This window comes from Undibacterium sp. 5I2, from assembly GCF_035019605.1.
GTDB lineage: Bacteria > Pseudomonadota > Gammaproteobacteria > Burkholderiales > Burkholderiaceae_D > Undibacterium.
Genome location: NZ_JASJVS010000018.1, coordinates 19,449 through 34,224, shown reverse-complemented (window position 1 = coordinate 34,224; position 14,776 = coordinate 19,449). Strand labels below are relative to the sequence as shown.

At 54.3% G+C, this 14,776-nt stretch carries 11 protein-coding genes; 5 read left to right on the top strand and 6 right to left on the bottom strand.

All coding sequences use genetic code 11. From position 1 onward, the window contains the following. Positions 1–8: 8 nt before the first annotated feature. On the bottom strand, positions 9–1,349 hold the full coding sequence (locus QN359_RS08600) for a GH1 family beta-glucosidase (RefSeq protein WP_322250914.1): 1,341 nt from the start codon (positions 1,347–1,349) through the stop codon (positions 9–11). Between the two features lie 297 nt (positions 1,350–1,646). On the opposite strand from QN359_RS08600, the gene QN359_RS08595 reads away from it, so the two are divergent. Continuing rightward, entirely contained in the window at positions 1,647–2,666 is a 1,020-nt protein-coding gene (locus QN359_RS08595; RefSeq protein ID WP_322250913.1) for a LacI family DNA-binding transcriptional regulator, read from the top strand. Positions 2,667–2,998: 332 nt separating this feature from the next. On the opposite strand, the gene pgi is transcribed toward QN359_RS08595, so the two are convergent. From pgi to QN359_RS08570, 5 genes are all read right to left on the bottom strand, one after another. After that, on the bottom strand, positions 2,999–4,645 hold the full coding sequence (pgi, locus tag QN359_RS08590) for a glucose-6-phosphate isomerase (RefSeq protein ID WP_322250912.1): 1,647 nt from the start codon (positions 4,643–4,645) through the stop codon (positions 2,999–3,001). A 42-nt stretch (positions 4,646–4,687) separates the two neighbouring features. Further along, positions 4,688–5,467, bottom strand: coding sequence for a 16S rRNA (adenine(1518)-N(6)/adenine(1519)-N(6))-dimethyltransferase RsmA (gene rsmA / locus QN359_RS08585; RefSeq protein WP_322250911.1), 780 nt, complete (start codon positions 5,465–5,467; stop codon positions 4,688–4,690). Continuing rightward, the gene (pdxA, locus tag QN359_RS08580; RefSeq protein WP_322250910.1) at positions 5,464–6,507 is read right to left on the bottom strand and encodes a 4-hydroxythreonine-4-phosphate dehydrogenase PdxA; all 1,044 of its coding nucleotides are present in this window, start codon (positions 6,505–6,507) and stop codon (positions 5,464–5,466) included. The genes rsmA and pdxA overlap by 4 nt, the downstream gene beginning before the upstream one ends. Beyond that, a complete protein-coding gene (locus QN359_RS08575; RefSeq protein ID WP_322250909.1) occupies positions 6,507–7,847 on the bottom strand; it encodes a peptidylprolyl isomerase in 1,341 nt (446 codons plus the stop codon). Before QN359_RS08575 ends, pdxA begins: the two co-directional genes overlap by 1 nt. A gap of 167 nt (positions 7,848–8,014) precedes the next feature. Further along, the gene (locus tag QN359_RS08570; RefSeq protein ID WP_322250908.1) at positions 8,015–10,246 is read right to left on the bottom strand and encodes an LPS-assembly protein LptD; all 2,232 of its coding nucleotides are present in this window, start codon (positions 10,244–10,246) and stop codon (positions 8,015–8,017) included. A gap of 181 nt (positions 10,247–10,427) precedes the next feature. Here QN359_RS08570 and QN359_RS08565 point away from each other — a divergent pair, with 181 nt between their 5' ends. Genes QN359_RS08565 through QN359_RS08550 form a run of 4 tightly spaced genes read left to right on the top strand, consistent with a single transcriptional unit; the run spans position 10,428 to position 14,717 of the window. Next, on the top strand, positions 10,428–11,483 hold the full coding sequence (locus tag QN359_RS08565; RefSeq protein ID WP_416200224.1) for an aminoglycoside phosphotransferase family protein: 1,056 nt from the start codon (positions 10,428–10,430) through the stop codon (positions 11,481–11,483). 12 nt (positions 11,484–11,495) lie between these two features. After that, a complete protein-coding gene (gene murU, locus QN359_RS08560) occupies positions 11,496–12,215 on the top strand; it encodes an N-acetylmuramate alpha-1-phosphate uridylyltransferase MurU (protein WP_322250906.1) in 720 nt (239 codons plus the stop codon). Then, positions 12,215–13,558 (top strand): aminopeptidase P N-terminal domain-containing protein, encoded by a 1,344-nt coding sequence (locus QN359_RS08555; protein WP_322250905.1) that lies wholly within the window; start codon positions 12,215–12,217, stop codon positions 13,556–13,558. Before murU ends, QN359_RS08555 begins: the two co-directional genes overlap by 1 nt. A gap of 4 nt (positions 13,559–13,562) precedes the next feature. Continuing rightward, the gene (locus QN359_RS08550) at positions 13,563–14,717 is read left to right on the top strand and encodes an FAD-dependent monooxygenase (protein ID WP_322250904.1); all 1,155 of its coding nucleotides are present in this window, start codon (positions 13,563–13,565) and stop codon (positions 14,715–14,717) included. The last annotated feature ends 59 nt before the right edge of the window (positions 14,718–14,776 follow it).

The following is a 14,776-nucleotide window of genomic DNA, read 5'->3' as shown; positions in this document are numbered from 1 at the left end:
TAGGCTGACTACTCTGACTGCTGCTCGGCGATCAAATTGCGATACCAATGCGCACTGTCTTTAAGTACCCGCTCCTGCGTCGCATAATCGACATACACCAAGCCGAAGCGCTTGGCATAGCCGGAATTCCATTCGAAGTTGTCGAGCAAACTCCAATAGAAGTAGCCGCGGACATCGACCCCAGCGGCCATAGCGGTTTGCAGCGCTTGCAAGTGCAGACGCACGTAGTCGATGCGCGCACTGTCATGGATGGCACCGTCTTGCATTTGGTCGGCGGCGGCCATACCGTTTTCGGTAATGTAAATCGGTGGTAAATCCGGGTATTCGCTTTGCAGCCCGACTAATAATCGGGTCAAACCTTGCGGATAAATTTCCCAGCCCATATCAGTCAAGCCGAGCGCAGCGGGAGCGGCCTGCTGCGGTGTTTCGGTGCTGATGTAAGCACGGAAATAATAGTTTACGCCGAGAAAATCGAGCGGTTGACGTATGTTATCCATATCGCCCGGCATCACATGAAAGCGGCTCAGATCCATTCTGGCTAGCGCCGCTTGCGGGTACTCGCCTTTGAAAATAGGATCCATGAACCACTGCACCGAACGCGCATATTCCCATCTGGCTTCGGCCTCGTCGGCCGCAGAGCTGGTGGCCGCATCGGCAGTCCATTGATTGAGCACGATGCCATATTGTGGACCGGCAGCGCCGGTGACCGCACGCATAGCCTGTATTGCCAAGCCATGCGATAACAGCAAATGGTGCGAGACTTGTATCGACAGCGCCGTATCGGCGACACCGGGGGCAAATTGAGCGTTGCCATAACCGAGGTTGGCGGTGCACCACGGTTCATTATGCGTGGCGATCGACGCCACGCGCGAACCAAAGCGACGCGCAACTTCGGCGGCGTACTCGGCAAAGCGTTGTGTGGTTTCACGGCTGAGCCAGCCACCTAAATCTTGCAAACCTTGTGGTAAATCCCAGTGGTACAGGGTGACATGGGCGGCGATGTTTTTCTCAGCCAGACGATCGAGCAGTTTGGCGTAAAACGCGAAGCCGGCCTCATTCCAGGCACCGTAGCCGAGCGGCTGCACGCGCGACCAAGAAATCGAAAAGCGATACGCGTCCACACCCAAGTCCGCAATGAGCTCCACATCCTCAGGATAGCGATGATAGTGGTCACAAGCAACGTCGCCACTACTGCCATCAATGATATTCCCTTCTGCATGGGTAAAGCTGTCCCAGATCGATGGCCCGCGGCCGTCTTCGGCGGCGGCACCTTCGATTTGATAGGCGCTGGTTGCCACGCCCCAACTGAAAGTGCGAGGAAAAGCTAATTTGGAATCGGTAGTTGGCATGTTGTGATAACAGTTTAATGAGATGAGCGGCAAATTTATTCTGAGCGCCACGAAAGCTGCAACGCTTCCAAGCCGAATTGCACCCCGGCACTTATGAAAACGTTTTCAAGCACAGCGAATTTAACATTCAGACCCACCGCTGTCAACTCGGAATCAGTAGTTTTTAAGCTGCAAACAACGACAACTCGCGGTGACGGCGTAACTTGCAGATGCGCATATAATGGTGCTAAAGCAAATTATGGTATTCTGCGCTTGAAAAGCTTTTCACATCCTCTCTCTTCGTTCAAAAGGCATGCAGTGATCGACAATGCAACAAGCCATTCCCCAGTAACCCTGCTCGACGTTGCTCGTGCAGCCGGTGTCTCCCCCGCTACGGTATCGCGCATACTCAATGGCACGGCCAAAGTGTCGGCCGATAAGCGGCTGGCAGTGGAACAAGCCATCGCTGAAATGCGCTTCGAGCCGAATCAACTGGCGCAGAGCCTCAAGAGCGGTAAGTCGATGACCATAGGCATCGTGGTACAAGATATCGCCAGCCCGTTTTTTGCCGAAGCCTTGCGTGGGGTCGACGATGGCCTCAAAGCCAGCGGTTATGCCTCCGTGATTGTCAGCGGGCACTGGAATGCCATCGAAGAAGCGGCGCGTATCAAACTGCTGTTAGCACGCAAGGTCGACGGTTTGATATTGCTTTCAGGCCACATCGCCGACCAAGATGTTCTGCGTTTTGCCACCCAACGCCCTATCGTCGCGACCGGCCGTTTGCTCAACAGCGCGCATGCCAAGGGTTTTAAGATAGACAATGAACACGGTGCCATGTTGGCGGTCCGTCATCTGCTTGAACTTGGTCATAGGCGGATCGCGTTTATTGCTGGCCCGTCGAATAATCCCGATGCCAATGAGCGACTGGCAGGCTATCGCCGTGCTTTGGAAGAGGCGAATTTAGCGTTTGAGGCAAAACTGGTGGTGGAGGGAGATTTACACGAGTCAAGCGGCTTACTGGCAATCAATCACTTACTGGAAAACCAACAGCAGTTCACTGCTGTGTTTGCCGTCAATGATCAAACTGCCTATGGCGTGCGACTGAGTTTGTATCGCAAGGGAATCCGCGTGCCCGACGATATGTCGGTGATCGGTTTCGATGATTTGCCAACTTCTCTCTACACCACCCCACCACTGACGACAATCCGTCAACCTTTGTATGAAATGGGTTTGGCGGCCGCTACGGCCTTGTTGGGTATCATCAATGACAAAGCCGCCGACATCAGCTTGCCGCCGCTGGAATTAGTGGTACGTGAGACGACGCGGCGCCTGCGCTGAGCTGAAGCAGCCTCGCACCTGCGTTAATCAGCTCGCCCCCGTGACTTGGCTATCTTCTTCGGCTGATTTTCAGAGCGGCGCGCCACCTTGTTCATCGCTCGCATCAAAAATACCAGACTGAGGATGAACAACAAGGACAAACCGGTAAAAATTCCTGTCCACATAGCAGCAATCGATCAAAGAGAGAGAGCTCTCTTTATATCAAGCGCTGCGCCAAGCGGTCAATCGCTGTTGCAGATTGCCAAGTAGATTTGACATTCCTTAACGATTTCCACCCTGGCAGTCTGTCGAACTGAGGCAATCGCCGCGAACTCCAACAGACTGCCAGCGCCTCAAACGTGGCCGTGCCGGCGGAAATACGCGATCAAACCACTGGTCGAGGCATCGAGCTGGGCATCATAGGCTTGGTCGCCCATGATAGCTGGTAACAGTCGGTTGGCCAATTGCTTACCGAGTTCAACACCCCATTGGTCGAATGAGTTGATGCCCCAGATCACACCTTGCACGAACACTTTGTGTTCATACAGCGCCAATAACATGCCGAGCTGAAATGGCTCCAGCGCTGGCATCAAAAGCGTGGTCGATGGCTGATTGCCGGCAAATACTTTATGCGGTAACAATTTGGCAATCTGCGGCTCATCCATGCCAGCTTGCATCAATTCTTCGCGCGCCTGCGCTTCGGTTTTACCGAAAGCCAAGGCGGCGCTTTGTGCCAGACAATTCGCTAACAGCGGCGCTTGATGCCCCGGCAAAGGATAATCGCTCGAGGCGGCAACGACGAAATCGCAAGGGATCAACCAACCGCCTTGGTGTAGCAATTGGAAAAATGCATGCTGGCCATTGACGCCGATTTCACCCCAAACAATGGGATTAGCGCGACAGGTCAGCGCTTCACCCTCACGACCGACGGTTTTACCATTCGATTCCATCTCCAGTTGCTGTAAAAATGCCGGCAAATGCCGCAGCGATTCGTTATACGGCAAAATGGCGGTGGTTTCAGCGCCAAGGAAATTGGTATTCCATACCGAAATCAGAGCGAGTAAGACCGGCAGATTCTGTTCCAGCGGTGTGGCGCAGAAATGCGCATCCATGGTTTCTGCACCGAGCAGCAAGCGCTCGAAGCCGCTCATGCCTATCGCCAGCGCCACCGACAAACCGACTGCCGACCACAGCGAGTAACGACCGCCAACCCAATCCCACAGCGGCAAAATATTGGCATCGGGAATACCGAAGGCATGGGCCTTGTCGGTACTGGCTGTGACGGCGATGAAATGCTTGCCAATCGCCCACTCTTCCATGGCCGCCGCCATCAACCAAGTACGTGCGGTTTGCGCATTGATATTGGTTTCTTGGGTGGTGAAGGTTTTCGAGGCGACGATGAACAGCGTCGTGCGCGGATCGAGTTCTTCCAATAAGGGTGCCAGATGAGCACTATCGAGATTGGAGACGTAAAAAAATTTTAAATTCGGATGCTGCATGGCTGCCAGCGCACGCGTGGCTAACTTGGGTCCGAGATCGGAGCCACCGATGCCGATGTTGACGATGTTTTGAATCGCATCACCTTTGAAGCCGCGCCAGAGTCCGCTACGCACACGTTCGACAATATCGCGCATTTGCTTGCGCACGCCGCGTACCTGCGGCATGACATCGAGTTCGGCGCTGGGGAAAGGCTTGAAATCCATGTGCCGCAAAGCGGTATGCAAAACCGCACGGTCTTCGCTGATATTGATTCTTTCACCGGCGAACATGCGGTCACGCCATTCTTCCACATGCGATAAGCGCGCCAAGGCCAGCAAGGCGTCGAGCGTAGGCTGATCGATGCGCTGCTTGGAATAATCGATCAGCAAGCCATCGAGCTCGGCGGAAAAATGTTCAAAGCGTAAAGGGTCTTGGGCAAACAATTCGCGCAAATGTGTATGTTCAAGGCGCTGCCGATGTTGCAGCAAAGATTGCCATTCTGGCGTTTGCGTAATATTCATACAGACTCTTCAGCTTCCATCTCAATTGGGAATACGGCTGGCTCAGGCGGCACTTTTCAACATTCTGGCCAGATTGACATACTGTTCAAGGGCTATCGTTTCCGGGCGACTTTGCGGATCGATGCCGGCTTCGATCAATTGCGCTTCACTGAACATACCAGCGACACAATTACGCACTACTTTACGGCGTTGCGAAAAGGCTTTGGTCACCACCGCTTGCAAGCTGGCCGGATCACATACCAAGGGACTGGCTTTCGGTATCATGCGCACAATAGCCGATTCTACCCGCGGTGGCGGATCAAAGGCTTCCGGCCGCACCACGAACATCATCGTCATCTCGTAGCGCCACTGCAGCATGACCGAGAGCCGACCGTAAGTCTTGCTACCGGGCGGCGCCACCATGCGTTCGACCACTTCTTTTTGCAACATGAAGTGTTGATCTTCCACCAAGGGGGCGATCTCGGCAAGATGGAATAACAAAGGGCTGGAAATGTTATACGGCAAATTGCCGACGACGCGTAATTTCGCCCCTTCTGGTACCGCAATCGTACTGAAATCGAATTTCAGTGCATCGCCTTCATGCACGATCAATTTGTCCGTCGCAAAGTTTTTCTTCAGCCGTGCGACCAAGTCGCGATCAAGCTCGACCACATGCAGGTGCGTCAATTCGTCGAGCAACAGACGCGTCATGGCCGCTAAGCCAGGGCCAATTTCGACCATGGTTTGACCCGGTTTTGGATCGATGGTACGAATAATTTGGCTCAAGACCAATTGATCGGTCAGAAAATTCTGCCCGAAGCGTTTGCGTGGAATATGTTTCATGATTGTTTCTGATGATGTGCCATGACGGCGGCGAGCCGGATTGCCGTCTGCATGCTGCCGCTATCGGCCAGCCCCAAGCCTTGGGCGGCCAGATCGAGGGCGGTGCCGTGATCGACCGAAGTGCGGATCAACGGTAAGCCTAAAGTGATATTGACGCCGAGTCCGAAACTGGCGAATTTGAGTACGCTCAAGCCTTGGTCGTGGTACATGGCCAGCACGCAGTCGGCTTGGTTGAGATATTTTTCTTGGAACAGCGTATCGGCCGGATACGGCCCTTCGATACTGATGCCAAGGCCAGCGGCATGCTGAATCACCGGGGCAATGATGTCTATTTCTTCGCTACCAAGATAACCGTTTTCACCAGCATGCGGATTGAGCCCGGTAACCAGCAGGCGCGGCCGTGCTATGCCGAATTTGTGGCGCAGATCATGGTCGATGATTTGTATCGTGCGCAGCAAGGAATCGAATTGTATCGCCGCTGGCACTGCTTGCAAAGGCAAGTGCGTAGTCGCCAGAGCCACCCGCAAGCCCTTGGGCAGGGTGGCATTGGCTTCACATGCCAACATCATCACCACTTGCGCCGTGCCGGTCTGTTCGGCTAAGTATTCGGTATGACCACTGAATTTGACACCGGCATCGTTGATTATGCTTTTTTGTAAAGGTGCGGTCACCATGGCATCGCACCAGCCTTGTTGTATGCTTTCGATTGCCACATCAAGGGTATGCAAAACGGCGCGGCTGTTGCGTCGGTCTAATTGACCGGCCGTGACATGGGCCGCCAGAGGGCAATCGATGACGGTCAGACGTTGATTGCCGCTGGCCGCCATGCCATTGAGTCTCAGCGCTTCCTGCGACATGCCCATCAGGCTAATGGCAGGGTCTATATCGTGGGCCAACATGGACAAATACGCCGCATCACCGATCAACACCGGTCGCACTTCATGGCGCAGCGCCCACGCTGCACGCAAGGAGATTTCCGGCCCGACGCCTGCCGGCTCGCCCACCGTGATGGCGATGACCGGCAATTTACTCTCAAGCATTACTTGTCATCCAAACGGAATTCGACATAGGTACGATCACGCAATTCGCGCAGCCAGTCTTGCAAAGCTTCATCAGCCTTGCGGTCATGCAAAGCCTGACGTGCGGCCAGACGCTTGCGATCTTTCGATTGATCTTCCGATTTGCGTTCCAAAACTTGGATCAGGTGATAACCGAATTGCGACTGGACAGGTGCGCTGACTTCATTGATCGCCAGTTTATTCATCGCTTGTTCAAATTCCGGCACCGTATCGCCCGGATAAATCCAGCCGAGATCACCACCTTTGGAAGCCGAACCATCGCTGGAATTGGCTTTTGCCAAATCTTCAAACGTTGCTGCTTTACTATCTATTTTCTGTTTCAAGTCGAGCATTTTCTGACGCACTTCGGCATCGTTGACGATTTGATTCGCCTTCATCAAAATATGCCGAACATGGGTTTGTTGAACCACGGCAGCATCCGCCTTGGTATCACTCGATGCGCGCTTACCATTGAGTTTAACGATATGAAAACCGTTCGGGCTACGCACGATCTCGGAAAATTCACCTTCTTTGATTTTACTAATCGCATCGACGAACAATTGCGGCAAACGTTCTTGCTCACGCCAGCCGAGATCGCCACCTTTGAGCGCTTCGGCACTGTCAGAGTAAGTAACGGCGAGTTTTGCAAAATCGCCGCCGCTGCGCAATTTTTGCAAGACTTCTTCGGCACGGGCGCGGCGCAGCGTAATTTGCTCTGCCGTTGCATTTTCAGGAATCCGCACCAAGATATGCGCCAAATTGATTTCTTGCTTATCTACTTTCGCACTGGCTTCGGCGGCGAGGAAGTTATCGACCTCGGACTCAGTGATCAAAATTTTACTGTCGACTTCACGCTCACGTACCCGTTGCATCAGGATATCGTCACGAATTTCTTCGCGGAAACGTGGGTAAGGCGTGCCTTCGCGTTCAATTTGATTGCGGAATTCTTGCAAGCTCATTTTATTTTGTTCAGCCATGCGCAACATCGTGCGATCGAGCATGACATCATCGACGCGTATACCGTTCTCCTTAGCCAGTTGCAACTGCGCACGGTCGAGTATCATGCGTTCCAAAATTTGCTTTTGCAAATCGGCACGCTCAGGCGCGGCCGTACCAGCAGTCTTCAGTCTGCGCTCAACGGATAACAAGCGCTCGTTCAATTCCTGCCGGGTAATGACTTCATCATTGACGACGACGACGATGCTGTTGACCACTTGCGCTTTGCCAGCGGCTTTAGTCTGAGCAAGAGCGGCATGCCCGCTCAGCAAGCCGGTCAGCAGAACGGAGGCCGTGAGAACGGAAAGGAATTGACTTTGTTTCATGTTCAATAGATGTCGCATAATGATCTGAAAAAACGGTTTAAGACCGCAGTATAGAGTGTTCCGGCGGCTAAAAAGTTGCAATATACACGTTAGTGTCGATTTCACAAACAAGCAGCCAGCGCTTGTCTGCGAAGAAAACCGCCAACCCCCTGATAAATCTGGCTTACTTAACGCTCACTGATAGCTTGATAACCGGAAATATTGCGTTTTAATGCTTCAATCGGATTATTTCCCACGCCTAAACGCGCCAGACCACTCAACTCGAGCTGTATCGAAAACCCTGAATTATTGCTCACACTGTTGATGGCAAAGCGTTGCAGCACAAAACGCAGGGCCCAACAATCGGCTTTGTATTCAAACCCAACCAAGCCATCGACGATCTTCTTATCCATCAAGGAATAATTCGAGCGTCCCACGGCATACCAGCGATCAGCCACCGGCCATTGACCGGAGATATCGATCTGCTCCAAAGTGTCGCGCTGAAAGCGGTAGGCCAGATTCAAGACCTTCTTCGGTTCCGGCTGCCAACGCACACCATAGCTGGCCTGTACAGATTGGTTACTACTCTGACTAAATTGCAAAGCGGCATCAGCAGTCAGGCTTTTCGACACTTTCGCCGTCGCCGCCAGCAACAAATCCGAACGGCTAGGGGCGAACGTGGTATCGAGCGTCACTCTTTGCGTGTTGAAATAAAAGCGTTGGCCAATAGCTAAGCGCATCAATTCCTCGCCATCCATTTCCAGATAACGCGAAACCAGTGCCGCCGTAATTTGATTCGAATCACCTACTCGATCATCACCGGTAAAGCGGTTGGTGCTGAAAATCTGCGAAAAATTGAAATCGGCGTCGCCACTGTCAAAGTTTGGCAAGGCCGATTGGTCGACATAGGGGGTACGAACATAGAACAAACGCGGTTCCAGCGTTTGCGTGACCGGTTGGCCAAACAAGTTGGACTGCCGTTCGAACACCAGCCCACTATCGATCGCAAAAGTCGGCACGACACTTTGCATGCCGCTAGGCTGACCGGCAATCTGATTGGCCAGTTGATAATTCGCCGCATGCAAGCTGATTTGCGGAATCACAAAATAGCCAGGCTGCACCAATGGCAGCGATAATTTCGGATTGACCACCAAGCGATCACCACGCAGCAAATCAGGATGCCAGAAGCGGGTGAGCGTGGTATCGAGCGACCAGTCAAAACCCATGACATCATATTGCTCTGCATGCAATTGCAACTGCGGCAGACGGTCATACGGCCGAGCAATCGGGGCGGTCACATCCTGCAGCACTTGGTAATTGGTAGTGCGGAAGGTCACGTTCCAAAACGAGGCGGGAGCATAAGTTAAGGATAAATCGCGCAACAGCAAGCGCTGCGAGGTTTTGGTGATCGAATTGGAGAAGTCGGCCGGATAATTATCATCAGAGGCGGCATTGTAATTCCATGCCAGCGCCAAGCCGGGCATCAGCGTTTGCTCATGCACCGAGGTAATCGCATACCGATTGCTCTTGGTCACTTTATCGTCGAGTATGCCTTCGATGGTGGTTTCACCGCGATAAGAGGGATCGAGATAACGCGCTTCTGCACCCAGTTGCAAACCACGTTTAGCTATGAACTTAGGATAAAGGGTGAAATCGCGATTCGGTGCAATATTAAAGTAATACGGTAAGCCGAACTCGGCCCCGCCGCTAGACGAAGCCCCGACCACCGGCGGCAAAAAGCCGGAATGACGCGCCCCGGAAAGCGGGAAACTCAGCGACGGCGTCGCCAAGATAGGCGTCCCCATGAAATACAGCACCGATCTGCCGGCCACGCCAACATCGAGTCCGCTGTCGAGATCGAGCGTATTGGTGCGTAAGTACCAGTCCGGATCGGGCCCATCGCAGGTGCTGTACGTGCCGTTATGGACGATAGAGCGTTCATCATCAAGAAAATCGATGCGCTCCGCTTCACCCTGAGCATTACTTTTCAGTAACTTATAGCTGCCATTAATCAAATTGCCGAAGCTGGTGCTCAGTTGCAGATGCAAGCTGTCGCCTTTATAGCAATCGCCATAGCGATCCATGCGCACCTTGCCACTGGCCGCGAACTCATCGTCGATAAATGAATAGCTGGCCTTGTCCGACGTCATGGTGGTACCACCCTTGACGATTTCCACATTGTCTTGAAATTGGATATCGCGTTCCGGGCGGCCAAAAGTCTGCTCGGCGCGCACCACGGTGGGCGCATCCTTATCGTCGGCGCGCAGTGGATTAGTTTGCTGACGTCCGAGACGATCTTGTTCGAAATCAAACTGCTGTGTTGCTGGCCCCGTGAACGGCGGCAAGGTTTGAGCTTGCACCTGTGAATAGAATGCGGGAACCAATACCGACACGAGAATTGCCGGTATAGTAGGAAACATCAGCGGTGAGTGAGATAATACGGATTTCCTGCGCATGTATTCGGTTTTTAGTAAGCGTTTGGCGGCTGGTAGAGACGGTGTCATTGAGACAAGCGCCACAAATCAGTCGCTTATTATAGGTGAAATGCTGCAGAAACAATCCTTAGCTTGCACACAAACTCATTGAGCGACCCATTTACCCATGCCTTCTACCCCAGCTTCTGCCTCTTTTGCATCTTTGTCTGACACAAAAACGGCGCGCCGCCTCGCTTTACAAGATTGGCTGGCGACCCTGACTACGCCGCATTTGCAGCTCGATAGCTTGCGTTTGGCCTCGGCCGACGCCAGTTTTCGCCAATTTTACCGGCTCGACAGCAGCGATGGCCGCAGCTTGATTGCCATCGACGCGCCGCCGGCCACTGAAAATTCGGCCAATTATATTAAAGTAGCAACGCTGTTCAAACAATTGTCGCTCAGCGTACCGGACGTGTTAGCCCATGATTTAGAGCAAGGTTTTTTACTCGTCAGTGACCTCGGCACGCAAACCTATGCCCAAGTGCTCAACCATGACAGCGCCCACAAATTGTATCTCGACGCCATCGACAGCTTGATCTTGATGCAAGCGCAAAGCCAGCCCGAGCAATTACCGGAATACGATCGCGCCTTTCTGATGCGTGAACTCGGCATATTTTCCGAATGGTATATCGGCCAACATCTGGGTCTGACCCTGACACCGGCGCAAAGCCAGACCCTGGATAAAGTGTTCGAGCATCTGAGCGCCAACGCTATTGCACAGCCACAAGTCTTTGTGCATCGCGATTACCACTCGCGCAATTTGATACCCATGGAAAAAGGCAATCCCGGCATCGTCGATTTTCAAGACGCGCTGTACGGCCCGATCACCTATGACTTGGTATCGCTGTTACGCGATGCCTACGTGCAATGGGATGAAGAACTGGTACTCGACTGGGCCATACGCTATTGGGAAAAAGCACGGCGCGCCGGCTTGCCGGTGGCAGCCGATATTGACAGTTTTTACCGCGACTTCGAATGGATGGGCTTGCAACGCCACTTAAAGATACTCGGCATCTTTGCGCGCCTGTCTGTCCGCGATGGCAAGAATCAATTCCTCGCCGACATGCCGGTAGTGATGGAATATATACGCAAAACCACGCATCGCTACAAGGAATTGGTACCGCTGCTGCGTTTGCTCGATGAATTGGAAAATACCGCGCCGGCAGTCGGCTATACTTTTTAAGGTCGCCCCACCATGAAAGCCATGTTATTGGCCGCCGGACGCGGCGAACGAATGCGCCCACTGACCGATACCTGCCCGAAACCTTTGCTCAAGGTGCGCGGTCGGCCCTTGATCGTCTGGCACATTTTGAACTTGGTCAAGGCTGGCATCCACGACATCGTTATCAACCATGCCCATCTTGGGGCCATGCTCGAAGACAGCCTTGGCGATGGCAGTCAGTTCGGTGCACGGTTGCAGTATTCACCGGAAACGACGGCGCTCGAAACCGCCGGCGGTATCGCACAAGCCTTGCCCTTACTCGGTAACGCAGCATTTTTGGTGGTGTCAGCCGATATTTATATTCCGCATTTTGATTTCCGCGCATGTCTGAACACGCTGGAAGAGAATGACCCTTGGGGCACGCCGCTGGCAGCCGAGACGCGCGACTTGGCATGGTTGTATATGGTCAAAAATCCGCCCTTCCATCCGCACGGCGACTTTGCCTTAAGCCTGATGGGATTGTCCAATCACAAGGAAGATCGCCATACTTTTGCGAATATCGGGGTGTACCGACCGGAACTGTTTGCCAGCATTGAAGCCGGCAGCCATGCCAAACTCGGCCCTTTATTGACGCAACACATAGAGAGTGGTCGCATCGGCGGCGAACTGTATCGCGGTATCTGGCATAACGTCGGCACGCCGGAACAATTGGCCGCCCTCAATGCTCCACTCAAGCTTAACCAGGACAGCTGATGAACCCGAATTGCTCCGAATTTAAGGCCCGTCGCCTGCGCTTACTTTCTTTGATGCAAGCCCAAGGTGGTGGCGTCGCGATTATCCCCAGCGCGCGCGAAGTAATACGCAATAGCGACAATCACTATCCATTCCGGCATGACAGCTATTTTTACTATCTGTCCGGTTTCATGGAGCCGGATGCCGTGCTGGTCTTGCTTGCCACCGCAGAACAGGCGCACAGCATCCTGTTTTGTCGCGAAAAAAATCCGGAACGAGAAATTTGGGATGGTTTTCGCTACGGCCCGGCGGCGGCACAAGAGGTGTTCGGGCTCGATGCCGCCTGGCCGCTGTCGGTCTTGACGGAAAAGTTAGCCGATTACTTGGCTAACGCTGCTACCGTGTTTTACAGCAACGCCGCCGAGCCCCGGCTCGATAGCGAACTGCAACAAAGTCTGGACTTAGTCCGTGGACGTGCGCGCAGCGGTGTGCAAGCGCCGAGCCAGACTGACGATGTGCGGCGCTTGATCGATGAAATGCGGCTATTTAAAGACGACAAAGAAATCGCCCTCATGCAAACCGCTGCCAGTATCGCCGGTGACGCCCATGCGCGCGCCATGCGTTACGCCGCACCGGGTCAATTCGAATACCAGCTCGAGGCAGAAATTCTGCATGAATTCCTCCATCGTGGTGCCCAAGCCCCGGCTTACGGCAGTATCGTCGCCTCCGGTGCCAATGCCTGCGTGCTGCATTATCAAAGTAATCGGGCGCAAATCCGTGACGGCGATCTGATTCTCATCGATGCCGGTTGTGAATTTGACAGCTATGCCGCCGACATCACCCGCACCTTCCCGGCCAACGGCAAATTCAGTGCGCCGCAAAAGACCCTGTACCAAATCGTGCTGGCCTCGCAGCAAGCGGCGCTAGCCTGTGCCCATCCGGGCGCACGCTATATCGATGGTCACCATGCCGCCGTGCGCGTGCTGACCGAAGGCATGCTCGACGTCGGCTTGCTCGATAAGAACCGCGTCGGCACGCTCGATGATGCCATCGCCAGCGCTGCCTATCGACAGTTTTACATGCATTCGACCGGCCATTGGCTCGGTCTCGATGTGCACGATGTCGGCCGTTATCATTGCAAGGAAGGTGCAGACACACCGTATCGTCCGCTGGCAGCCGGCATGGTCATCACCATCGAACCGGGCTTATATGTGCGCCCAACCGAACAAGTACCGGAACGCTTCTGGAACATCGGCATCCGCATCGAAGATGATATTCTGATCACCGCCGAAGGCCACCTCGATCTCAGCCGAGCCACCCCGAAAACGGTGGAAGAGATTGAAGCCCAAATGCGTGCACGCTGAACCGATGACAACCAGCGATTTCGATATTGCCATCTGCGGTGCCGGCCCAGTTGGGCAGAGCCTGGCCTTGTTATTGCACCAGCATGGCATGCCAGCGGCGCGGATAGGCTTGTTTGATGCCCGCAGTGCCGAGCAAGCCGAACAAGATGCCCGCTCCATCGCGCTGGCACACGGCAGTTGGCAAATCCTGCAAGCGGCCGGCTGCCTGCCGATTGCGGCGACACCGATACATGAAATTCATGTCTCGCGCCGTGGCCACTTCGGCCGCAGTTTGCTACGCGCCAGCGACTACCACGTGCCGGCGCTCGGCTATGTGGCGCGCTATGGCGACATCATCGCACCGATGCAGCAAGCGCTGGCCAAGGCCGGCATCGCCGTGCTGCGACCGCTGCGGCTGGAACAGCTCACGGAAACGGCCGAGCATGTTGAGCTCAGTCTGCGCCCAGACAGCGCCAGCGCGTCGACCACATTCCGTGCCGGCGTGCTGATTCAAGCCGAAGGTGGCAATTTTGCCGAGCAAGCGCAACGCAGTCAGCGGCGCGATTATCAACAAACCGCGATCATTGCCCATATCCGTTGCAGCATGCCGCTGCCGGGACGCGCCTTCGAACGTTTCACCGAGCAAGGCCCGCTGGCCCTGCTGCCGCAGGACGATGGCTACGCCTTGGTCTGGTGCGTGCGTCCGGCGACGGCAGAAATGCTGCTGCAAAAAAATTCGGCCGACTTCCTGCACGCCTTACAAGCAGCGTTCGGCGAGCGTCTCGGCGACATGCTGCAGGTATCGGAGCGGGTCGGTTACCCGCTCGGGCTCAATGCCCAGACCCATGTCAGTGCGCGCACACTCACCATTGGCAATGCCGCCCAGGCGCTGCATCCGGTAGCCGGTCAAGGCCTCAATCTAGGGCTGCGCGACAGCTTTATCTTAGCCCAGTGCCTGAGTCGTCAAGCAGCCGAGACCGCCTTGGCCAGCTTCATCGCCGCACGCCGTCAAGACCGCGCCCTCACCATCGGCCTCACCGATACGCTGGCGCGGGTGTTTACCGTCGGTGGCGATGGCAGTATCGCCCAGAGCCTGTTAGGACTCGGTCTCGGTGCGCTCGACCTCATCAAACCGGGCAAACGGCTGCTGGCCGAACAAATGATCTATGGCTGGCGCTGAGAATTATTACAAAAAAATGAGGGATCCGGTACACTGCCGTCCGCACCTATCCACCTTCA